Source organism: Paenibacillus terrisolis, from assembly GCF_056171975.1.
In genome coordinates this window covers 107067-128179 of the sequence record NZ_JBKFGG010000017.1, presented here as the reverse complement: position 1 = coordinate 128179, position 21113 = coordinate 107067, and the positions used below count along the sequence as shown (strand labels likewise).

The following is a 21113-nucleotide window of genomic DNA, read 5'->3' as shown; positions in this document are numbered from 1 at the left end:
AAAAGCAGTAGGCTTGCAGGGACCCTGACACCGATGACCGATTTACCGCTATAATGCAAGTAAAAATTAGAGTAATGTGCGCAAGGCGCACATTACTCTGTATCAAGGCTACATCTATGAAGCTAAGACTTTAAGATTATTCTGTGTAAAGGTACCATCTTCGCACAAGCGGAATTCTCTTCCAATGTTTCTTGAGCCAAGGAAGAACATAGTAATCAAGACCAAACGTGCTGCCCGATCCGCCGATCAGAGCCACGCCCGCAACCATGTACCACAACATTTCCGAGGAAGCCATGCTGGACGACCAGATCATCACACCGAGGGCCACGGTGGCCGCCGAAGCGATTGCCGAGAAGAGACCAACGATAAGCATGACGCCGATGGCAAGCTCGGCAAATACCATAAAGAATTGGAACACGGTTGCCAGAGCGGTGTAACCGCCGTCTGACGTATAGAAGAAGACATCCATGAACCAGCCTACAATGCTTTTGATGAAACCAGGCACTGGAAGAGCTGTAACTGCTGTTGCCGCGGCGTCTCCTGTCGATCCCGCAGATCCTGCGACTTCACTTGCTGCCGAAACGGCATCGGAGGCATTTGGGGAAGCCGGAATCAGGAAAATGTTGTTCGGATCTTTGAAGATCTTCGGCAATTTGTCGATACCTTCCGCAAGCCATTTATAGCCTACGAACATACGCAGCGGAACGAGCCAGAAGTTAGGCGAACGTTTGGAGAAATATCCTCCGACAAAACTTCTCCGGTTGTTCACATGGAAGAACTCGTGCATCATGTAAGTCCAAACTTTATTGAAGCCCGCTACGGTGAACAGGTAGTACATGTTGATTAAGTGTTTGCTGAACATGGCCATAAAGCCGGTGAGCATGAACATTTTATTCGGCAAACCGACATTGGCTACGCCGTAACGGCTGCCGATACATACCATCGTTCCGTGGAATCCCGGTTTGTAGGATTTTTTCGGTTTGTTGTGAATGTCCGCATGAATATTATGAGCGATAACAGGACCTGCTTGCTCGGCATTTTCAACCATTTGCGGTACCGGACGGGTTTCGCCTTCCGGAATAAAGAAGATGTTGTCGCCAACGATATAAACATCTTCATGGTCAACGCTTTGCAGCTTGTCGTTTGTTACGATCCGTTTGCGGCCTTCTTGTTTCACATCGAGTTTACCGACAAGATCGGAGCCTTCAACGCCGGCGGTCCATACGATGGTGTCGGCTTCAAGCTCTTTATCGCCCAAGGTTACGCTCGAAGGTTTAACGCCGGTGATTTTAGCGCTCGTAATAATTTCTACGTTCATCTTTTCAAGGCGTTTCACGGCTTTTTGAATCAGTTTGTCAGGCAGGATCGGCAAAATTTTCGGAGCCATATCCGCAACAACCAGACGAACTTCGCTGCGATCAATGAAGAACTCCTTGCAAAGCTCATCGCGGAATTCGGCAAGCTCGCCTACGAGTTCAACGCCCGTAAAACCGGCGCCTACAACAACGAAGGACAGCATTTTGCGGCGTTTGGCCGGGTTGTTCACTTTTGCGGCTTCGCTGAATTTGCGGCGGATTTGTTCTTTGAGACGCACCGCGTCTTCATAGGACCAAAGAGTCAGGGAATGCTCTTCAGCGCCGGGAATTCCGAAGAAAGTCGGTTTACAACCGGTACCGATTACGAGGTAATCGTACTTGTAAGTATCTTTCTCGGAACGAAGTTCTTTGGCTGCAAAATCGATGTTATCGATCGAATCGAGGACAACGTCAACCTTTTGTCCTGCGAAAATTTTCTTGAGTTCGATTTTAACTGAATCTTCCGGAGCGCGGTTAGCCGCAACTTCGTGCAATTCCGTAAGCAGTGTGTGATAGGGATTGCGGTCGATCAATTTGATTTCTACGTCTTTTTCTTTCTTGAACAGTTTGGCCAGATGTTTGGAAGTAACGACACCGCCATAACCGCCACCGAGAACGACTATTTTTTTCAAGAAATTCACCTTCTCATTTTAGGGTGTAATCATGAAGCAAAAACTTTGACACAAGGTACTCATTCAAAAAGCCGGTATAAGCATATCAGCAAAAACGCCCAAAGTATACCCTCTAAGTCTGGTTGCGCTGGGAGTTACTTGATCTTTAGAAATTTGCTGCCGAAACTGTTTCTCCCTGACGCACTGACATCCGCTTGCCGGCTTTTTGAACAAAACATGATGACCGATTACTTAGCGCTTTCCAATGCTTTGTTAACAAGATCGAAATACGATTTCAGGCTGATCGTTGCGCCGGAGATTGCGTCGGTTTTGCCGTCCGCGTCAAAGGTCAACGAAGAGGTATCTTGATTGTCTACGATATATTGTTCCGCTTTCGCAGCTTCTTCATGCCATTCGGCTTGAGCGCCGCCGGCTTTCATACCGTATTTACCGTCGATCGAGTATTGCTTCTTGTCTTCACCTTTATCGTTTACGCCGCTGAAGTTGACTTTAAGGATTTTTCCTGCGGCGACTACAACATCAACGGTGTCTTTCCATCCGGATTCCGGATCGAACTGATCGCCTTCTGCATGATAGGTACCATCTTTGTACGCCCCTGCTTCAACCGCTCCAGCGGACAAAGCCTTGTCAACCAGTTGGAAGAACTCGCCAACATGGATGGAGACACCGGAGATTGCGTCGGTTTTGCCTTCGGAGTCGATCGTAGCTGCTGTGGTATCCTGTTTTTCGAGCAGGAATTGCTCGGCTTTTTCAGCTTGCTCGTGCCATTCGGAAGAAGCGCCGCCGGCTTTCATACCGTATTTGCCTTCTTTGGAATAAGTCACTTTATCTACGCCCACGGTAGCATTGGTGCCGTTCCATTTTGCATCGGTGATTTTACCGCCGGAAACGGTGACCGTAACGAAAGATTGCCAGCCGGTATCTTTGTCGGGTTCGCCTTGTGCAAAATAAACGCCATCTTGGTACTTGCCTTGGTCGGCCGTAGCATTTGCGCTGTTGCCCGCATTATTGCTCGAGCTGTTCTCCGAGCCCGTGGGCGCATTGGCCGCAGGCGCGTTATTGGCGTCATTGTTCGATCCGCAACCAGCCAGAAGACCTAGCAGAAGGGCACTGCTAAGAATGATGGATGCTTTTTTCATGATAAAAGACCTCCGTTAATGAAATATATATTAAAATGTGAAGACATTTTAATAACGAAAGAAGGTGGCGGAAGAGGGGGGATACTTCTTGTTTTATAAGCGTTTTCGGGAGCCCTAAAAGCTTTGTTCGTTGGAATTTTAGCATATAAAAAAACGCGTTAATGTGAAAAAAATCACTTATGGTGTGATATAAAGTATCCTCCAAAAACGGCCAATCCGGCGTCCTCTATGGGGCGAAGGGTTTGAAAGCGATTACCTCAAACTTAAAATATTTATTTTTTAGAGAGGTGCAATCTTGAGTCCGGTTTCTTCCTATTAATTTATCGGCATCAGCCCGGGGTTGTTTAGATCATTTATTGCAAAAGAATTGTCCAAATCAAGAAGAAGTTCGGATGTTCGGCAAACTCCTGACATGTTAATATGATGTAAATAGGAAGGATGAAGCCGCGGCTTCGACTCGACTGACAGACGGGAGTGAGCCTATGGATTATGGGAACGTATTCCTGCTGAATCTCGGAATGCTCATTACGGTAGCTTATTTGGCGAATGTTTCATATAAATACGCGTTTTCCAAAACATCGCCGCGAACCAATTACTTTTTATCCGTCGGGCTGTTTATCTTTTCCGGATGGATCTGCATGAAATTTGGCTTTCAACTGGCTGACAGCGTCATTTTCGATCTCCGCTTCGTTCCTTTGATTATCGCTTCGATGGTCTACGCGGAACCGTATACTTTGTTTGTGATAGGCGCGGGCATCGGGCTTTCGAGACTGACCTTCGGAATTAACGACGCGGCGATCGCCGGACTGGTCAATATGCTGATTCTGGGGCTGGTGTGCGGGGGGCTGAACATATGGATGAGACAAAGCGATTATCGTTTTGCAATAAAAGGGATCGTCACGCTGTTCGTCGTCAACCTTGCCAATGCTTTGAACATCGCCGTTTTCGGTGTTATACCGTTCAAGGAGTATGTTGCCGGTATCATGCCTGTGACCCTTCCGCTCAACATTGCGCTTAGCTTCATTTTTGCCCTCATCTTGAGGGACTTTCAGTTGGAACGCCGCCAGAACCTAGAGCTTAAAGCCGCCAACAATTTGCTGCGAAAGCAGACGGATGAGCTGCACAAGGCCAAAATCGTGCTGGAAGAGCGGGCAAATCAGCTCGCTCTGGCGTCGAAGTATAAATCGGAATTTTTGGCGAACATGTCGCATGAACTGCGAACGCCGCTGAACAGTATTATTAATCTGGCCGAGATTATTTCGGAAAACGAAGCTTCCGGCGAGGAGATTCCGGATTACGGCCGGATCATCCATAAATCCGGTCATGATTTGCTCCAACTGATTAATGATGTCCTTGATATGTCCAAGGTTGAGGCCGGCAGGCTGGAAATCATGAGCGAGCAAGTCAGCTTGTCAGAAATCGCGGAGCTGATGCAGCTCCAATTCGATCGGTTGGCGGCTCAAAAAGGGATATCGTTTCGGATTGCAAGGGAAGAGGGGCTGCCGGATACGGTCGTTTCCGACCCGCAGAGAATCGGGCAAATTTTGCGCAATCTGCTGTCCAACGCCTTCAAATTTACCCATGAAGGCCAAGTTGATTTGGAGATCCGCAGGGCAAAGGCGGGAGAAGCCCCTTCGGGCGGCTGGATCGTCTTTGCCGTAACGGATACGGGGATTGGTATTTCCGAGGACAAGCACACCGCCATCTTTGAAGCGTTTCAGCAAGCTGACGGTTCGATCAGCCGCAAATACGGGGGAACGGGGCTTGGGCTGCCGATAAGCAGCAATCTGGCCAGCCTTCTGGGCGGGTTCATCCGGATGCAGAGCAAAACAGGAGAAGGAAGCAGGTTTTCGTTTTTCCTTCCCGCTGCCGCAGAACGGATCCACGAAGAAGAGAAGGTTGCCTACACTCGTCCATAATAGTTACAATGAAGAAAATCATTTGGAAGGTTGGGATGCCGCATGGCAAAACAAATTATCGCAACGACCTCTGCGCCCGGGGCAATCGGTCCTTATTCGCAAGGCGTGGAAATTGGGGGGGTCATCTTCACTTCCGGGCAGCTTGGCCTTATTCCGGAGAGCGGAGAATTGGCGGAGGGCGTTGAAGCGCAAGCCGCTCAATCGCTGAACAATGTCAAAGCCATTTTGGAAGCCGCCGGAAGCGGACTGGACAAAGTCGTGAAGACGACGGTTTTTCTCAAGGACATGAACGATTTTGCCAAGGTCAACGGAGTATACGGCTCGTTTTTTGCCGAGCCTTATCCGGCCCGCAGCGCCGTAGAGGTTGCTCGATTGCCGAAAGACGGACTGGTGGAGATTGAGGTCATCGCGCTGAAATAGAAATTAGCGTGCTCCTATATGCAATAATAATACGATGATTGCAGGCAGCCGGAGCCTGAGGAAGAACCCGAAGAGTGCCGTTCTTTCTTAAGCCCGGCTTTTTTCTGTTCATCCTTATCCGCACGATCCGATCGGGAGCTTGAGAAGTGCGGTTCCGGTTTTATACGGGACGGATTTCGTATAAGATATTATTAATGCGTTTAATAAGCGATTAGAGATTAAATAGAATGAGGATACGACGGGAGATCAACATGACGGGGCGTTTTTATGCAATCTGGCTCGGAGATGTGCTGTTTTGCTTTTCGGGCGAAATATCAGAATCCAAAGTGGATGCGTGGACGGCGATCGTTCGCCTTATGGAAACCGAGCCGGGGCATCGTCCGTTCCAGCATGCGGCGCTGCGGCTGGCCGAGGTGCGGTTTCCGGTCTCTTCCGTGCGGAGAGCGTTCAGGCCCGGAGAGCGCAGGGGTTTGATCGGAAGAACGATCGAAGGTCTGGCGCTGCCGGCTGCGGACGCCTGGCCGCTGCTGCTTCACTGGAACGAGGCGTTATGGGAAGAGCACGGGATTAAGCCGGGGGCGGAAATGGCTTATTGGAGCAAGGCGGCCCGGTTTGCGCTGGAGCTTCTGCAGCGTGGACGGATTGCGCCGGGCGTCCGTCAGCCTGCCGCACACAGCAGACGGCGAAGTTCGCAAGCCCAGCTCCGCTCCGCTTGGGGACCGCTGCTTACCGACCCAAGGGATGAGGAGCGGTTCAGACAGTTGGCCGGGTCTATGCCTCCGCTGGGACTCTCCGGAATTCAATCCGGAACGGAGCCGGACGAGACCTCGATCGAAAACCGGCAGCTTTCGTTACTGTACTCGTTCCTTACGGCGATGATCGACCTCGAGGCGCGGGGGGCGGTTCGCGAGCTCGGGCGGCAGCTCAACCCGTGCCGTGCCGATTACCGGCGCGGAACTTCTCCCTTGTCCGAGCTTTGGTGGAATGCAAGTCTTACGGGAGGGCCGCCGCCAGAAATCCAGGGCAGTCCGCTTGAACTGGAGCAGCTTTCGTCGGATATCGATGCTGCCGGAGGCGGACAGCCCAAGGCGCCTGACGAGCCGGTCGCCGGTCCGGGTCCGGGCAGCCTAAGGTTATTGATCAGAATTGAACCGGCCGAGCAGTCTCAGGGGCCATATGAGTTTGAGCCGGGCGGCCGTCCTTTATGGCGGATGACGTTCTTGGGGGAAGGAGCCGAAGACGCTTCGGTGCTGCTTCCGGCCAAGCTGATTTGGAGTTATCCGCAGCGGGATATGGAAATCCGGGGGCGGGTATACCGGAACGTGCAGGAAGCTATGCTGCTGCGCCTGGCCAAAGCGGCGGAAATTTCGCCGGAGGTAGCCGAAGCCATGGAATCGGCGCGGCCGGAAGGGGCGCTGCTCCGGCCGGAGGAGGTCTATTCTTTCCTCGGCAAGTCGGTGGCGCTGCTGCGCAAAAACGGAGTAGCGATTCAGACACCTTCGCGTTGGACCAAGGAAGGGCGCCGGACCGCAGGTGTCAAAATCAAAGTGGGCACCTGGACGCAAACTCAAGACGCTGTGGCGGAAGAGCCTAAGCTTGGCGTGGATCAGCTTGTTTCGTTCGAACCTGCCGCCATGCTCGGCGGGAACGAAATTTCGCTTGAGGAACTGACCGAGCTGGCTTCCTCCAAGTTTTCGCTTGTTTTTTTTCGCGGGGAATGGATTGAGATTGACGTGAAAGAAATCCGCCAGATGCTGAAGTTCATGAAACGCCATGAACAAGGAATGCTGACGTTCCGGGAATTGATGCATCTGAAGGCAGGCGATGAGGACGGGTATCTGGACGGAGTGATGGTCGAGGAAATCGAAAGCGCCGGGCTGCTCTCCATGCTGATGGAGGGCGCCGTGGAAAGAGGGGCAAGGCAGCGTCAGATTCCGTCCGCTTTATGCGGCACTCTGCGCCCCTATCAGGAGCGCGGCTACCACTGGCTCTCCATGATGCGCGAGCTGGGATTCGGAGCATTGCTCGCCGATGATATGGGACTTGGCAAAACCGTGCAGGTCATTACCGTGCTGCTGGAAGGCCTGGCTTCCTCTAAAGGAAAATACCTGATCATTTGCCCGACTTCTTTGCTGGGTAACTGGCAGCGGGAGCTGAACCGGTTTGCGCCTGGCCTTCGGCTGTACGTCCATCATGGGAGCGACCGCTTCCGCGATAACCGTTTCCGGGAGGCTTGCCTCGGCTGCGATGTCATCCTGACGACGTATCAGCTTGCCGGACGGGATTCCAAGGAGCTGCGCTCGGTGGATTGGGACACGGTCGTGCTGGATGAAGCGCAGTACATCAAAAACTTCGGGACTAAGCAGGCGCAGAGCGTTATGAGGCTGACCGCTCCGCATCGCATCGCCATGACGGGAACGCCGGTCGAAAACCGGCTCAGTGAATTGTGGTCCATATTTCAGTTTCTCAATCCCGGATACCTGGGCTCGCATGCTTCCTTCCGGTCTCGTTATGGCGGGGCCGGGGAGAACCAGACCTCGGAACTGCTGAAGCTGCGCAGCCTGGTTGCGCCGTTTCTGCTGCGCAGACTGAAAAGCGATCCCGATATCCGCAAGGATCTTCCGGAGAAAATCGAACTGAAATCGTACTGCACGCTGACGGGCGAGCAGGCCCGGATGTACCGGACCGTCACCGAGGATCTGATGGGCCGGATCGGCGAACAGCGCGGCATCGCCCGCAAAGGTCTGGTGCTCTCCTCGCTGACCCGGCTCAAGCAGATTTGCGACCATCCGGAGCTGGCGGGGGGCCGACTCCGCGGAGGGGATCCCGGCGGCTTAGGCCGATCCGGCAAAATGGAACGGCTGACGGAGCTGCTCGACCTGATCCTGGATAATGGAGAGGCAGCCCTCATCTTTACGCAGTATGTCCAGATGGGAGAGCTGCTAAGGGAAAAGCTGGCTCAGCGTTATGGACAAGAGCCGTTTTTCCTGCACGGAGGCGTGCCGAAGCCGGATCGCGACAGCATGGTTGCGGCTTTTCAGGAAGGGGTCGGATCCCCGGTTTTCGTTCTGTCGCTGAAAGCGGGCGGAGTAGGCCTTAATCTGACGAGGGCCAACCATGTCGTCCATTATGACCGGTGGTGGAACCCCGCGGTGGAAAATCAGGCGACCGACCGGGTCTTCCGGATCGGACAGCAGCGGAACGTCGAGGTACACAAGCTGATCTGCCAAGGCACGTTGGAAGAGCGGATCGACGAGTTGATTGAACGGAAAAAATCGCTTTCGGAGCAGGTTGTCGGCTCCGGAGAGCAGTGGTTGACGGAAATGACCAACGACGAGTTGAAGAAGCTGATTGCGCTGCAGGCCGGCAGCATCGGGGAGGGAGACGAATGAGCCGCAAAAAATCCGTTCCGAAAGGGATCGGAATCAGCGTAAGCGAAGGCGGGATGCTTGTCTCCCTGTCAGGTCATACCGTGCTTCTGCCGGTGGACGGCGAGGCCGTGAAGGAGCAAAGGGCTGCTGTGCTCCGGGATCTGCAGCGTCGGCCGCTCGTGCTGGCCGGGCTGCTGGAGCATGGGAACGGCGCGCTCCTGGAGCTGCTGCCGACGCTGCCGCCCTGGCGGAGCGAGGGCGGCCCGGCCGCGCCGGCGCCCCCCGGCGCCGCGTGCTCGTGCGGCGATCCCGCGTGCGGCCGAATCGCGCAGGCGGCCGCCTTCGGCGCAGCCGCCTGGGCGAGCGACGCCGAGCTGCGGCTCAGCCTGCTCGGCTGGACGCGCGAGGCGCTGACGGCCGCCGTGTGGGCGGCCTGGGCGGCCGCGGCTCCGTTGGCGGACGCCGCTGCGGCGCTGCGCCAAGCCGCCGGGCCGCCGCAGGGCGAGCCGCAGGCCGCAGCGCCGGGCGGCGCCGGCATGGCCGAGTGGCTCGCCGAGGCGGCGGAGCAGGGCCGGCTGCACCTGCCCGGGCCGCAGTTCCACGATGTGGAGATCGGACATCTCCACATCGCAGAGGCCGGGCCGGACCCGGCCCCGTGGGCGGCGCTGCTGCCCGGCGTGCCGGGCGCGGCGAAGGGGCTTGCGCTCGTCGCCGCCCGGGTCATGCAGCGGGCGGAGGAAACCGCCGCCGCGCTGAAAAGCCGCGCTTGACGCCGGACCATGCGCAGCGCGGCTGTCCAAACAAAAGCACGGCCCCGCCGGCTCGAATCGGCGGGGCCGTGCTTTTATTCATTCTTTGGAAGGCGAGGCGTCTCCCCGAGGAAGTTCCGCGGCGGACACGCCCATGATTTCCTTGCGCAGGCCGTGCATCTTCTTGTCGAGAGCGTCGGCCGCCTTGGCGGCTTCGGACAGCTCCTTCACGACATGAGGAGGCACCTGTTTGTCGTATTTATAGAACAGAATATGTTCCATGCTGGCCCAGAAATCCATCGCAAGCGTCCGCATCTGGATTTCGACTTTCATCCAACGCTGTCCCTCAAACAGCGTAAGCGGCACGGCGACGATGACGTGCAGGCTTTGGTAACCGTTTGGCTTCGGGTTAGCGATATAATCCTTGATTTCCAGCACGGTGATGTCTTCCCGGTGCCGCAGATGGTCGAGCAGGCTGTAAATATCCTTGACGAAGGAGAACACGATCCGCATGCCGGCGATGTCGTGAATATGGTTCACCATGCTGTCGACGGTCATCTCCAGCCCTTTGCGGGCAAGCTTATCCAGAATGCTTTTGGGCTCCTTGATCCGGGTTTTGATATGCTCGATCGGACTGTATCCGTTATGGATTTTCCACTCGGTTTGAATCAGCTTGATTTTATTTTGCAATTCATCCAGCGCGAGCTGATACAGGAAAGGAAGCTTCTTCCACTCCTCCAGCTTGCGAAGCTCGTCTTCGCCGGCTTCCCACTGATATATTTCCCTTAAATCCAGATGCTTGAACAAGAGATCGTTGGAACTCGCATTTGATGTAGTCAGGGCAATCTACTCCTATGAAATAATCATTTCTTCTTCTCCATTGTACCTTTTTCGGGCCGGCAAAATCAAAAATGACCGCATTTGGGTCCCTGGTAGGAATCTCCCTTTGAGGCGCCGGCTTGGTTTTCCCCCGTAAGGGAAATCTGGTATGATAAGTGAAGTTTCACGAATAGAATAAGAGTAGCAAAAGCGATTGACATTGACCGGGCAGAGGGCCTAATTAAGCAGCTGCTTTGGAAGCAGTGGATGGGGAGGAAGATTTGCCATGAATTTTTTACAGCGAATAAAAGATGGTGCGGGCAAGGTAACCGACCGCGCGCAAAACGTCGTGGAAATCGGGAGATTGAATACGCAAATTTCAAATATCGAGCGTGAAATGGGATTGTATTTTCAAAAAATGGGCGAGGTTTTCTATGACGGCTACCGTTCCAAGGACATGTCCCAGGCGGAGAAAGAGATGCTTGAGCTGGCCAAAACCTGCGACCTGCTTACGGAGGAACGGGACGAAATCCGTCTCAAAATCGCGGAGCTTAAAAACGAGCGGATCTGCGGCGTCTGCGGGAAGGCGGTTTCGGAAGATGCGCTATTCTGCCAGCATTGCGGAAATAAGCTGATTAAGGTGAAACCGGCTGCGGCAAGCGCTCCGGTGGAATCCGCGCCGGCGAAAGCCGCTCCGGAGCAGGAAAGAACGGCGGATACGGCGAAGATAGACGGAGAACTGGAGAAGTTGCTTTCTGCCAGGACCGTCAAGGAAACCCCGGCGATGGAGGAGCAACCGGAACCGGTTGACCCCGAGGAAGAGGCACGGCGCAAGCGGCATATGGAAGAGGAACGGATTCGTCAGGAGGAGCTGGACCGGCGCATTCGGACCTGGAAAGAAAACGTGCAGTTGAAGGATGAGGTTTCCTCAAGTCTGGAAACGAAAGTTGCTACAGTCAGCTGCCAGATTTGTTCGACTCCGCTCGTGAAAGGTACCAAGTGGTGTCCTCATTGCGGCTCGGAGCAAATATAAGGAGCCCTTCCAGGGTATCCTAGCCATTATTACGAAAATCGGGAGTGAACCTGCAGGTGGAATGTATCGTTCATTTTGAAGTGGCGCACAAGGATGGCGTCAAGGAATTAAGAGGGCTGATCCTGCTCGATGAAGGAAAAGTCCCGAGTGAAAGCGACTTTTTGAATATGTTTGAAGAAATGGGCTACAGGCTGCGGCTGGAGGATCGGAACAATCTGATTTTCAAGCCGGTGGAGGCCGGGACCGATTACAGCCAGATCCGCGTAAAGAGCATGGATACGGGCGAGAAAAAGTTTCAGGATGATCAGGAACTCAAATCGGTGCTGACGAATTTGATCCCGAAAGAATCCAAGCCTTTATAGGCGAAAATATGAAAACCACGAAATACCTCTTTATTTCCCCGGACGCTATAAGGTATACTTCTAACATTGCATGAAACTTTCGTAGCTTTTCTCGTATAAGTGCAGGAATGGGCCTGCATGTCTCTACCTGATCACCGGAAATGATCGGACTACGGGAAGAACTCTATTTCGTCCGGGCGCGAGGCTTGTTCGTACGCGGCTTTTGCCGTTTGTGCTCGAAAACCGCGAAACGTGAAATAGGGTGATTTCTGTCTGTTTAAGTCCATTTCCTACCGGGAAGTGGACTTTTTTTGTGCATGGAATTTGGATAAGGGGGAAACGAGTTTGAAATTGCTTGAGGAGAAAGTGAAGGCGGAGGGAATCGTGCTGGGAAACCAGGTGCTGAAGGTGGATTCGTTCCTGAATCATCAGATGGATCCGGTGCTCATGAAAGAGGTTGGCGGCGAGTTTGCCCGGCATTTTGCGGATGAGGGCATTACGAAAGTGCTGACGATCGAATCTTCCGGAATCGCGCCGGCGATCATGACATCGCTGGAGCTGGGCGTTCCGATGATCTTTGCCCGCAAACACAAATCACTCACGCTGAAAGACGACATTTTGGTAGAAAAGGTGTATTCGTTCACCAAACAAGAGAGCAATGAAATCACCGTCTCCAAGAAGTTTCTCTCCTCGGACGACCGCGTCCTGATCATCGACGATTTTTTGGCGAACGGGGAAGCCGCTTTCGGACTGGCCCGGATCGTGGAACAGGTAGGGGCAAGCGTGGCGGGTATCGGCATCGTCATCGAGAAATCGTTTCAGCCCGGAGCGGCTCGTTTGAAGGAAGCCGGATACCGGGTGGATTCGCTTGTGCGCATCGCGTCTCTCGAGAACAACACGGTTACTTTCGTTAAAGAATAGCAGCGTAATTTAACTTTGGGAGGATTTTATATCATTATGGAACGCGAACGTATTTTTCAAAAAAACAGACATCCGCTAAAGACGTTTTCTTTAGGGATTCAGCACGTGCTGGCCATGTATGCCGGTGCGGTCATCGTTCCGCTGATTGTCGGCGGGGCGCTTGGCTTTGACCAGACGAAGCTTACGTATCTCATCGCCATCGATTTGCTGGCCTGCGGGGTTGCTACGCTGCTGCAGGTATGGGGCAACCGCTTCTTCGGGATCGGGCTTCCGGTTATGCTCGGCTGCGCTTTTCAGGCCGTATCGCCGATGATCGCGATCGGAACGAAGGATGGAATGGGCGTCGGCGCTATATACGGAGCCATTATCGCTTCCGGGCTGTTTGTCTTTTTGCTGTCCGGGGTGTTCAGCAAGCTGATCGCCTTCTTCCCTCCGGTCGTAACCGGTTCGGTGGTTACGGTGATCGGTGTGACGCTGATTCCGGTGGCCGTTTCCGATTTTGGGGGCGGCAGCCCCGGGGATAATCCCGACTTCGGCAGTCCGCTGAATCTGGCGCTGGGGTTTGGAGTTCTCATCTTCATTATTTTGATGAACCGCTTCGCCAAAGGTTTTATGCGTTCAATCTCTGTGCTGCTTGGGCTGATTGCCGGAACTTTGGCGGCCGCGCTGGCCGGACAAGTGGATTTGACGCCGCTGCGGGAAGCGAGCTGGTTCCATGCGGTACAGCCGTTTTATTTCGGGAGACCGACGTTCCACGTATCGGCAATTCTTACGATGATTCTGGTGGCGATCGTCAGTGTGGCGGAGTCGACCGGGGTGTTTCTGGCTTTGGGGAAAATCGTGGGTAAAGAAATTACGTCCAAGGATTTGGCTCGCGGTTATCGTGCGGAAGGTTTGGCGATTATGCTGGGCGGGGTTTTCAACTCCTTCCCGTATACGACCTATTCGCAGAATGTCGGACTCGTCCAAATGAGCCGCGTAAAGACCCGCGACGTATTGTTCGTTGCCGGCTCGCTGCTGATTTTGATCGGATTCGTGCCTAAGATCGCCGCGCTCACCCAGCTTGTGCCAACATCCGTTCTCGGCGGAGCGATGATTGCCTTGTTTGGGCTTGTGTTGTCCTCCGGAATTCGGATGCTGGGAGATCAGGTTGATTTGAACCGTCATGAGAACCTGCTCATTATCGCCTGCTCCGTCGGAATGGGGCTGGGCGTGACGGTTATGCCGGAACTGTTCGACCAATTGCCGTCGTGGCTGCAAATTCTGGTCGATAACGGCATTGTTGCCGGCAGCTTTACGGCAATTGTGCTGAACCTGCTGTTTAACGGGCTTCACGGGAACCGTGGATCTTTTTCGGCCTCGGCCTCCGACGAAGAGAGCCCAAGAGCCGCTGCCGCGGATTCGATCATGATGGCCGAAGCGGCTCCCGCCGCCGAAGCCCGGCAATAACCGGACTTTTCGATTCACATCCGGTGCAGCTGTCTTTCGGCCAAGTCCCCGATCCATGGCAGCTTAAGCCATTTGCCCTGCAGCGAGGCCGCCATGAGAATGATCCAGAGCGTTACGCCGAGCAGCGTCAGCAGCAGGCCGACGACAACGCCGATCAGCGGCAAAAGGCCTGAGATCACATGAGCGACCATCAGACCGGCAAACAGCATGACCGATTGCAGAGCATGGAACAGAACAAACCGGCTTCTTCGTTCAACGGCGAGAAACACGACGCCCCCAACGAAGGCGAATAGATAGCAGAGAAATCCGGCAACATTTTCGTACAGACCTGTGGACGATTTGAAAGGGGACACGGGCGGTACCTTCTTTCCTCCGGCGGATATGTTCAATATCCAATATATGACGAGCCCTCCGCCGTAAGAACCAGATTGGAAGGCGAAGCCGGAAGGAACCAGCGTTCCAGAATATCATCCACAATAACCTCCGCGGCGTCCGGCTTGCGGAGGTTTTCAATTTCCTGCCGCAAATCGGCCAGCCGCGGATGGTCCTCGAACAAGGACTCGATCTGCCGGGTCAGCGATTTGGCGCTGTAGGCGATGCTGGCGATGCCTTTGCTCTGCAAATAAAGCGCATTGTTGAGCTCTTGCCCGGGCACCGGCCGGTAGATAAACATCGGGAGACGGCAGGCGAGCGACTCCGACAGGGTAATTCCGCCCGGTTTCGTAATAATGCAATCGCTGGCCTGCATCATTTGCGCGACCTCGCTCACGTAACCGAATACATGGAAGTCCGGATTGGACCCGAAATGCTCTTTGAGACCGCGATACAACTCTTTATTGCGGCCGCAAACGGCTAAAATTTGATATCGCCCGGTAGCCGTCAGCTTAACGCAGACATCGCGGATCCCTTGCATGACGCCATAAGCGCCTGCCATGAGCAAAACCGTCTTTTTGCGGGGATCCAAACGGCTCTGCCACTCCCCGCTGCCGGCCGAGCTTACCGCACCGCTGAAATCGGACTTCAGCGGAATTCCGCTTACTTTGACGCGTTCGCCGGGAATGCCGCGTTCCGCCATTTCACGCTTCATGTCTTCGGTCGCTACATAATAGCGGTCGACGCCGGGATGAATCCAGCGGCCGTGCAGATCAAAATCGGTGACGACGTTGACGAGCGGAAGCGTTTTGCCGGTTTTCTTGAGCAGCCTTGGCAGGGCGAGTTGGGGGAACGTGTGAATGACCAGATCCGGCTGGGCTTTGGCGATGATTTGCTGCAGCTTGCCCATGCCGATCGAATTGATCGCTCCCAGCAGCGAAGCTTCAGGTTGCATTTCTTTGGTCAAATTGTATACCCAGCCATATACCGATGGCAGCGCCTTGAAACTGCTCAAATATACGAATTTCGTCAACTCGTTGAGCAGCGGATGGGCTTTGGCCATTAGATCGAACAAAATCACGTCGGAAATTCCCTTACTGTGAAAGCAGGATTCAATCGCTTTGGAGGCCTGGTAATGACCGTCTCCGTAGCTGGCGTACAGAATCATGATTTTCGGCGACTTCGATATCATAAGCTCATCTCTCCTGTTCAAGTGGAGTCCGTTCCCCTCGGGGCTCATCGCCTGAAGATTCATGCAAGTCCTCCCTATATCATATAAAATACATTACCGGGCAATTCCTAAGCCGCCAAACTATATTTAACCAATATGTTGCCCCGCCAACGCCCGGTTAATATTGGATGTTTGGAAGAAAGCTGTAACGTGAAGCTGAATATGTTACAATATGGAGGATAGGAGGTCTTTTTCCAAACATAAGATTTATACTGCCTCATGATTCTGCTTAAGCTTTTTCGGCGTTCTCGTAATCGGAGCATTAACCTTAGCGTTCTGGGAGGGAATTTGTATGGCAACGAAAGGTCATGATGAAGTTAAAGAAAGTTTGCGGGAAATGACCCGAATTTTCAAACCGAAAGATCCTAAGAAATTCGTTAAGGAATATGTCCGAAAATACCGCATAATGGGCGGATACGAAGAAGAATTAACCCATCTTGTAGAACATGAACTGGGGAAACTGGATTCGTCGGTATCCTAATTACAACGACCGTTCCGGCGCGAATTGCGCCCGGGACGTTTTTTTTCATTTGTTCTTACATATATTAAATCAATTATATCATCGGTTATTGTGCAGTATGTAAAAAAACACCGAGAGGAGAGAACGGGCGTGAAAGTTACCTTGAAAACGAAAGAAGAGATTGCCCGAATCCGCGAGGCCGGCAGCATTCTTGCCGAGTGCCACCGCGAGATCGCCAAACTTATCGGCCCCGGGATCACGACAAGGGAAATCGACGGCTTTGTGGAGTCGTTTTTGGCCGGAAAGGGGGCCAGTCCCGAGCAAAAAGGATACCGCGGCTTTCCGTATGCCACATGCGCTTCGATCAATGATGTGGTATGCCATGGATTTCCGACGGACGGCAAGCTGCAAAACGGGGATATCGTTACGATCGATATCGTCGTGAACAAAAACGGCTGGCTGGCGGATTCGGGATGGTCCTACCGGATCGGGGAAGTAGGCTCCGAAGCGGAGATGCTGCTGCGAACGACGGAAAAAGCTCTGCATGCGGGGATCGCTCAGGCGGTTCCGGGGAAAAAGATCGGGGACATCGGCTATGCCGTTCAGCGGACGGCTCACGAGGCCAAAGTCGGCATTGTCAAGCCGCTCATCGGCCATGGAATCGGCCGCCATATGCACGAGCCGCCGGATGTGCCGAATTTTGGCCGTCCGAACAGCGGCCTTTTGCTTAAGCCCGGGATGGTGATCACGATCGAGCCGATCTTCACCGGGGGAGATACAGGGGCGGTTTTGTGGGACGATGACGGCTGGACGATCCGGTCGGCCGACGGCAGCCTTGGAGCGCATTATGAACATACATTGGCAATTATGGAAGATGGACCGGTCATATTAACAAACTAAAAGAGAGCGCTGCTCTCTTTTTTTTGCATTCGGACAGAAAAGTTTGGAGAAATGTCAAATGTAGAGATGGCTCGAAGAGTGCTTAAAAATCAAATGCGGAAGAGGACGATCATCTCTTGAAACGCTCAAGCCCAAAATGTGAAAACGTTGACAAATGCTTAGGTGGAGCGATTTTTTTGTTTTTTGATAAATTGTAAATCGACCTATCCTCATTGACAAAAAAGGGGTTCGATCATATATTTAATAGGTGATTATTGTAATTGACAATAGTACATATTTTGTGATAAATGGTTATTTCTTTTGCACGCTAAACTGGAAATGAACTTGTAAGACCGGGAGAAAACGTAAAGTGGGGGAGATCAATGATAAAACCGTGGAAGACTGTAAAGCGTCTGGTTCCTTTATTTATCGGCCTTTCGCTCCTGCTCTCGGCATGCGGCCGCGAGGACTTGTCTGTATTAAGACCTCAGGGGCCCGTAGCGGAAGGGCAGCTTGGATTAATCAAGCTGTCGATCACGATTATGATTGTCGTCATGCTGATCGTGTTTGGCATTGCGGCTTTCGTCTGGATCCGGTTCCGGCGCAGACCGGGGCAGACCGATATTCCCGAGCAGGTGGAAGGAAACTTTAAGCTTGAGGTCCTCTGGACGGCAATTCCGCTTGTTCTCGTACTCATTTTGGCTGTTGCGACCGTGCAGAAGGTATTCGCTTTCGGGGAGGATCATTCCGCCGATAAGGACGCGATCAAGGTCAAGGTGACGTCGCATTTGTTCTGGTGGGAGTTCAGTTATCCGGACTACGGAATCACGACGGCTCAAGACCTGGTTATCCCTAAGGGCAAAAAGATAGCGCTTCAATTAAAAACGGCCGATGTTCTTCATTCCTTCTGGGTACCGTCCCTGGCGGGAAAAACGGATACGAATACGGACGGAACCGTGAACAACGCCTGGCTGGAAGCGTCCAAGGAAGGCGTATATCTCGGGAAATGCGCGGAGCTTTGCGGTCCTTCCCACGCTTTTATGGAGTTTAAAGTAAAGGCGGTCAGCCAGGAATCCTTCGATCAATGGGTTCAGTCCATGAAGGCACCGGTTCAGACAATCGCGGACCCGCAGGTTGCCGAAGTGTTCAAAAGCCAGTGCCTCACATGCCATGCCGTGGGCGACCAGGGAGGGGCTTTAGGACCGAACTTGACGGGGATCGGCAGCCGCGAGACGGTAGCCAGCATTTTGCATAATGCGGAAGGCGCGGAAAAACCGGTGGACGGCAAACCCGTCAAAGACAATCTGATCGAATGGCTCAGTGATCCGCAAGCGGTGAAGCCGGGCAACAAAATGCCGTCCCCAAAACAGGATTTGGGGCTTACGGATGAGCAAATCGACGCCATTGCCGATTATTTGGCGGGCAGCAAATTGTCGTATTGATCTTTGGCGCCTTGTCGGCATGCGTGTATAAGGAATTTAAAGGGGGTTACAAGCCTTGGCTCATGCTCACAGTGTCAAGAGGCACAAAGGGTTGATGGATTGGTTAACGACGGTCGACCATAAGAAAATCGCCGTTTTGTACTTGGTGGCGGGCGGTTTTTTCTTCGGAATCGGCGGGATTGAAGCACTGTTGATCCGGATTCAATTGGCTAAGCCGATGAATGATTTCGTTTCGGCCCAGCAGTTTAACGAATTAATCACGATGCACGGCACGACAATGATTTTCCTCGGGGTTATGCCGGTGATTTTCGCCCTCATGAACGCGGTGATTCCGCTGCAAATCGGAGCGCGGGACGTGGCGTTCCCCTTCCTGAACGCTTTGGGGTTCTGGACCTTTCTGTTCGGCGGGCTGCTGCTGAACCTCAGCTGGATGCTGGGGGGAGCTCCGGATGCCGGATGGACCTCGTATACGCCGCTCTCAACCTCGACGTACAGCCTTACGCATGGGGTGGACTTTTATACGCTCGGCCTGCAGATCGCCGGGCTTGGCACGCTGATCGGGGGGATTAATTTCCTGGCCACGATCATTACGATGCGGGCGCCGGGCATGTCATTCATGCGCATGCCGATGTTCACTTGGACGTCATTCGTAACGTCGGCGATCATTTTGTTCGCGTTTCCGGCGATTACGGTTGGGCTTGTGCTGCTCACCTTCGACCGGATTTTGGGAGCCAACTTTTTCGAAGTGGGCAAAGGCGGAAATCCGGTATTGTGGCAGCACATTTTCTGGATTTTCGGCCACCCCGAGGTATATATTCTGATTCTGCCGGCCTTCGGCGTCATTTCCGAGGTTATCAGCACCTTCTCCCGTAAACGCCTGTTCGGTTACAGCTCGATGGTGTTCGCAACGATCCTGATCGCCTTCCTTGGCTTCATGGTATGGGCGCACCATATGTTTACGACGGGGATGGGGCCCGTGGCCAACGCGCTGTTCTCCATCTCGACGATGCTGATTGCCGTTCCGACGGGGATCAAAATATTCAACTGGCTGTTCACAATGTGGGGCGGACAAATCCGCTTCACGACGGCAAACCTGTTCGCCGCAGGCTTTATCCCGACGTTTGTCATGGGCGGAGTGACCGGGGTGATGCTGGCTTCGGCGGCAGCGGATTATCAGTATCATGATACTTATTTCGTCGTTGCACATTTCCACTATGTCATCGTCGGCGGTTTGGTGCTGGGCCTGTTTGCCGGTCTTCACTACTGGTGGCCGAAAATGTTCGGACGCATGCTGAACGAAAGACTTGGAAAATGGGAATTTTGGACTTTTATTATCGGCTTTCATCTGACTTTTTTCGTACAGCATTTCCTCGGGCTTATCGGAATGCAGCGCCGCGTCTTTACTTATCTCCCGAACCAGGGATTTGACACGCTGAATTTGGTCAGCACGGTTGGAGCGTTCCTGATGGGAGTTGGCGTTATCGTATTTTTGGTGAACATCGGCATTACGGCGAGAAAGCCTGCCGACGCGGCAAGCGACGCTTGGGAGGATGGCCGAACGCTGGAGTGGTCCATCGCTTCGCCGCCTCCGGAATACAACTTTGAGCAAATCCCGCTTGTGCGCGGCATTGACGCTTTCTGGAAGGAAAAAGTGGCCGGCCACACTGAAATGTCCCCGGCCGAACCAATCGGGCCGATACATATGCCGTCTCCGACGATCCTTCCGTTTGTGATGTCGGTAGGGCTGTTTATTGCCGGGCTTGGCTTTATGTTCACAAACGATGATTTCGGCAGCGGGTTTTTGAATTTCCTTTTTAACAATTACATTATCGTAGGACTCGGTTTGGCCGTTACGCTGGGATCGATGCTGATCCGTTCGCTGTATGACGATCATGGCTGGCACATCGATCCGGAGGAACTGACTGGGAAGGAGGTCGGAGCATGACGACGCCGCAACATGCAGCCGGAGCGCAGACCGCAGGCACGCTGCCGCACGAACCGGAAAAGGCAACGCTGGAAGGCCGCAACAAAGTCCTTGGCTTCTGGCTGTTTCTCGGCGGGGAGTCAGTGTTGTTTGGCACGTTGTTCGCCACTTTCCTGGCACTGCGCAATCAAATAGCCGACGGCCCTTCAGCCAGCGAGTTGTTTAATCTTCCGATGACCGCGGCCGCGACGCTCATCCTGCTCGTCAGCAGCTTAACGAGCGTATTCGCGATTCAGGCGATGCACCGCGCGAACAGGAAATCCTTATCGATTTGGCTAGCGGTCACGGTATTGCTGGGCCTAGCGTTTCTGGTTCTTGAGATTTACGAGTTTGCCGAATACATCAATCATGAAAATTACGGCATGACAACGAGCGCATTCAGCTCGGCGTTTTATACTTTGGTCGGATTCCACGGGGCACACGTTTTGTTCGGGATTCTCTGGATTTCCCTGCTGATCGGACAATTGTTTTATAAGGGCTTAACGGTCGTTACGGCGCCGAAAGTGTATGTGGCGGCCATTTACTGGCATTTTATCGATGTGGTGTGGGTATTTATCTTTACGGTCGTTTACCTCCTTGGAAAGGTGGTAGGATAAG

General features: G+C 53.4%; 18 protein-coding genes and 1 riboswitch. Of the genes, 13 read left to right on the top strand and 5 right to left on the bottom strand.

The genetic code is table 11. The features are described 5' to 3' along the window. Positions 1-136: 136 nt before the first annotated feature. Both ACI48K_RS16125 and ACI48K_RS16120 read right to left on the bottom strand, forming a co-directional pair. A complete protein-coding gene (locus tag ACI48K_RS16125) occupies positions 137-1987 on the bottom strand; it encodes an FAD-dependent oxidoreductase (RefSeq protein ID WP_475028638.1) in 1851 nt (616 codons plus the stop codon). Between the two features lie 227 nt (positions 1988-2214). Next, positions 2215-3126, bottom strand: coding sequence for an FMN-binding protein (locus ACI48K_RS16120; RefSeq protein WP_475028637.1), 912 nt, complete (start codon positions 3124-3126; stop codon positions 2215-2217). Between the two features lie 482 nt (positions 3127-3608). Here ACI48K_RS16120 and ACI48K_RS16115 point away from each other — a divergent pair, with 482 nt between their 5' ends. The 4 genes from ACI48K_RS16115 to ACI48K_RS16100 all read left to right on the top strand — a co-directional run bounded on the left by ACI48K_RS16115 (position 3609) and on the right by ACI48K_RS16100 (position 9606). Further along, the gene (locus ACI48K_RS16115; RefSeq protein WP_475028636.1) at positions 3609-5045 is read left to right on the top strand and encodes an ATP-binding protein; all 1437 of its coding nucleotides are present in this window, start codon (positions 3609-3611) and stop codon (positions 5043-5045) included. Positions 5046-5087: 42 nt separating this feature from the next. Beyond that, positions 5088-5465: a RidA family protein gene (locus tag ACI48K_RS16110; protein ID WP_475028635.1), complete on the top strand. Its 378-nt coding sequence runs from the start codon at positions 5088-5090 to the stop codon at positions 5463-5465. Positions 5466-5716: 251 nt separating this feature from the next. Continuing rightward, a complete protein-coding gene (locus ACI48K_RS16105; RefSeq protein ID WP_475028634.1) occupies positions 5717-8857 on the top strand; it encodes a DEAD/DEAH box helicase in 3141 nt (1046 codons plus the stop codon). Next, the gene (locus ACI48K_RS16100) at positions 8854-9606 is read left to right on the top strand and encodes a hypothetical protein (protein ID WP_475028633.1); all 753 of its coding nucleotides are present in this window, start codon (positions 8854-8856) and stop codon (positions 9604-9606) included. Before ACI48K_RS16105 ends, ACI48K_RS16100 begins: the two co-directional genes overlap by 4 nt. 78 nt (positions 9607-9684) lie before the next feature. Here ACI48K_RS16100 and ACI48K_RS16095 read toward each other — a convergent pair whose 3' ends face one another. Then, entirely contained in the window at positions 9685-10392 is a 708-nt protein-coding gene (locus ACI48K_RS16095; RefSeq protein WP_475028632.1) for a GTP pyrophosphokinase, read from the bottom strand. Between the two features lie 298 nt (positions 10393-10690). Here ACI48K_RS16095 and ACI48K_RS16090 point away from each other — a divergent pair, with 298 nt between their 5' ends. From ACI48K_RS16090 to ACI48K_RS16075, 4 genes are all read left to right on the top strand, one after another. After that, complete coding sequence (locus ACI48K_RS16090; protein WP_475028631.1) at positions 10691-11437, top strand: zinc ribbon domain-containing protein; 747 nt, start codon at positions 10691-10693, stop codon at positions 11435-11437. A 56-nt stretch (positions 11438-11493) separates the two neighbouring features. Continuing rightward, complete coding sequence (locus ACI48K_RS16085; protein ID WP_475028630.1) at positions 11494-11799, top strand: hypothetical protein; 306 nt, start codon at positions 11494-11496, stop codon at positions 11797-11799. A 71-nt stretch (positions 11800-11870) separates the two neighbouring features. After that, positions 11871-11971, top strand: a riboswitch (purine riboswitch). Positions 11972-12123: 152 nt separating this feature from the next. Next, entirely contained in the window at positions 12124-12699 is a 576-nt protein-coding gene (locus ACI48K_RS16080; RefSeq protein ID WP_475028629.1) for a xanthine phosphoribosyltransferase, read from the top strand. Positions 12700-12735: 36 nt separating this feature from the next. Then, the gene (locus tag ACI48K_RS16075; RefSeq protein WP_475028628.1) at positions 12736-14148 is read left to right on the top strand and encodes a nucleobase:cation symporter-2 family protein; all 1413 of its coding nucleotides are present in this window, start codon (positions 12736-12738) and stop codon (positions 14146-14148) included. A gap of 14 nt (positions 14149-14162) precedes the next feature. Here the strand turns inward: ACI48K_RS16075 and ACI48K_RS16070 are convergent, their stop codons facing one another. Both ACI48K_RS16070 and ACI48K_RS16065 read right to left on the bottom strand, forming a co-directional pair. Then, positions 14163-14501: a DUF4870 domain-containing protein gene (locus ACI48K_RS16070; protein ID WP_475028627.1), complete on the bottom strand. Its 339-nt coding sequence runs from the start codon at positions 14499-14501 to the stop codon at positions 14163-14165. A gap of 32 nt (positions 14502-14533) precedes the next feature. Beyond that, positions 14534-15712, bottom strand: a complete 1179-nt coding sequence (locus ACI48K_RS16065; protein WP_475028690.1) for an MGDG synthase family glycosyltransferase — start codon at positions 15710-15712, stop codon at positions 14534-14536. Positions 15713-16043: 331 nt separating this feature from the next. Between ACI48K_RS16065 and ACI48K_RS16060 the strand changes: the two genes are divergently transcribed. The 5 genes from ACI48K_RS16060 to ACI48K_RS16040 all read left to right on the top strand — a co-directional run bounded on the left by ACI48K_RS16060 (position 16044) and on the right by ACI48K_RS16040 (position 21112). Beyond that, positions 16044-16232 (top strand): hypothetical protein, encoded by a 189-nt coding sequence (locus ACI48K_RS16060; protein ID WP_059042463.1) that lies wholly within the window; start codon positions 16044-16046, stop codon positions 16230-16232. Positions 16233-16361: 129 nt separating this feature from the next. Next, on the top strand, positions 16362-17111 hold the full coding sequence (map, locus tag ACI48K_RS16055) for a type I methionyl aminopeptidase (protein WP_475028626.1): 750 nt from the start codon (positions 16362-16364) through the stop codon (positions 17109-17111). Positions 17112-17473: 362 nt separating this feature from the next. Beyond that, the gene (coxB, locus tag ACI48K_RS16050) at positions 17474-18532 is read left to right on the top strand and encodes a cytochrome c oxidase subunit II (RefSeq protein WP_475028625.1); all 1059 of its coding nucleotides are present in this window, start codon (positions 17474-17476) and stop codon (positions 18530-18532) included. A 94-nt stretch (positions 18533-18626) separates the two neighbouring features. Beyond that, on the top strand, positions 18627-20477 hold the full coding sequence (ctaD, locus tag ACI48K_RS16045; protein WP_475028689.1) for a cytochrome c oxidase subunit I: 1851 nt from the start codon (positions 18627-18629) through the stop codon (positions 20475-20477). Continuing rightward, a complete protein-coding gene (locus ACI48K_RS16040) occupies positions 20474-21112 on the top strand; it encodes a cytochrome (ubi)quinol oxidase subunit III (RefSeq protein WP_475028624.1) in 639 nt (212 codons plus the stop codon). Before ctaD ends, ACI48K_RS16040 begins: the two co-directional genes overlap by 4 nt. Position 21113: the final 1 nt, after the last annotated feature.

What these genes read in the sequence shown, in the direction of transcription:
- ACI48K_RS16120 (WP_475028637.1), bottom strand. Translation starts at nt 3,126, where the DNA reads ATGAAAAAAGCATCCATCATTCTTAGCAGTGCCCTTCTGCTAGGTCTT.
- ACI48K_RS16115 (WP_475028636.1), top strand. Translation starts at nt 3,609, where the DNA reads ATGGATTATGGGAACGTATTCCTGCTGAATCTCGGAATGCTCATTACG.
- ACI48K_RS16110 (WP_475028635.1), top strand. Translation starts at nt 5,088, where the DNA reads ATGGCAAAACAAATTATCGCAACGACCTCTGCGCCCGGGGCAATCGGT.
- ACI48K_RS16105 (WP_475028634.1), top strand. Translation starts at nt 5,717, where the DNA reads ATGACGGGGCGTTTTTATGCAATCTGGCTCGGAGATGTGCTGTTTTGC.
- ACI48K_RS16100 (WP_475028633.1), top strand. Translation starts at nt 8,854, where the DNA reads ATGAGCCGCAAAAAATCCGTTCCGAAAGGGATCGGAATCAGCGTAAGC.
- ACI48K_RS16090 (WP_475028631.1), top strand. Translation starts at nt 10,691, where the DNA reads ATGAATTTTTTACAGCGAATAAAAGATGGTGCGGGCAAGGTAACCGAC.
- ACI48K_RS16075 (WP_475028628.1), top strand. Translation starts at nt 12,736, where the DNA reads ATGGAACGCGAACGTATTTTTCAAAAAAACAGACATCCGCTAAAGACG.
- ACI48K_RS16065 (WP_475028690.1), bottom strand. Translation starts at nt 15,712, where the DNA reads ATGATATCGAAGTCGCCGAAAATCATGATTCTGTACGCCAGCTACGGA.
- ACI48K_RS16060 (WP_059042463.1), top strand. Translation starts at nt 16,044, where the DNA reads ATGGCAACGAAAGGTCATGATGAAGTTAAAGAAAGTTTGCGGGAAATG.
- coxB (WP_475028625.1), top strand. Translation starts at nt 17,474, where the DNA reads ATGATAAAACCGTGGAAGACTGTAAAGCGTCTGGTTCCTTTATTTATC.
- ctaD (WP_475028689.1), top strand. Translation starts at nt 18,627, where the DNA reads ATGGATTGGTTAACGACGGTCGACCATAAGAAAATCGCCGTTTTGTAC.
- ACI48K_RS16040 (WP_475028624.1), top strand. Translation starts at nt 20,474, where the DNA reads ATGACGACGCCGCAACATGCAGCCGGAGCGCAGACCGCAGGCACGCTG.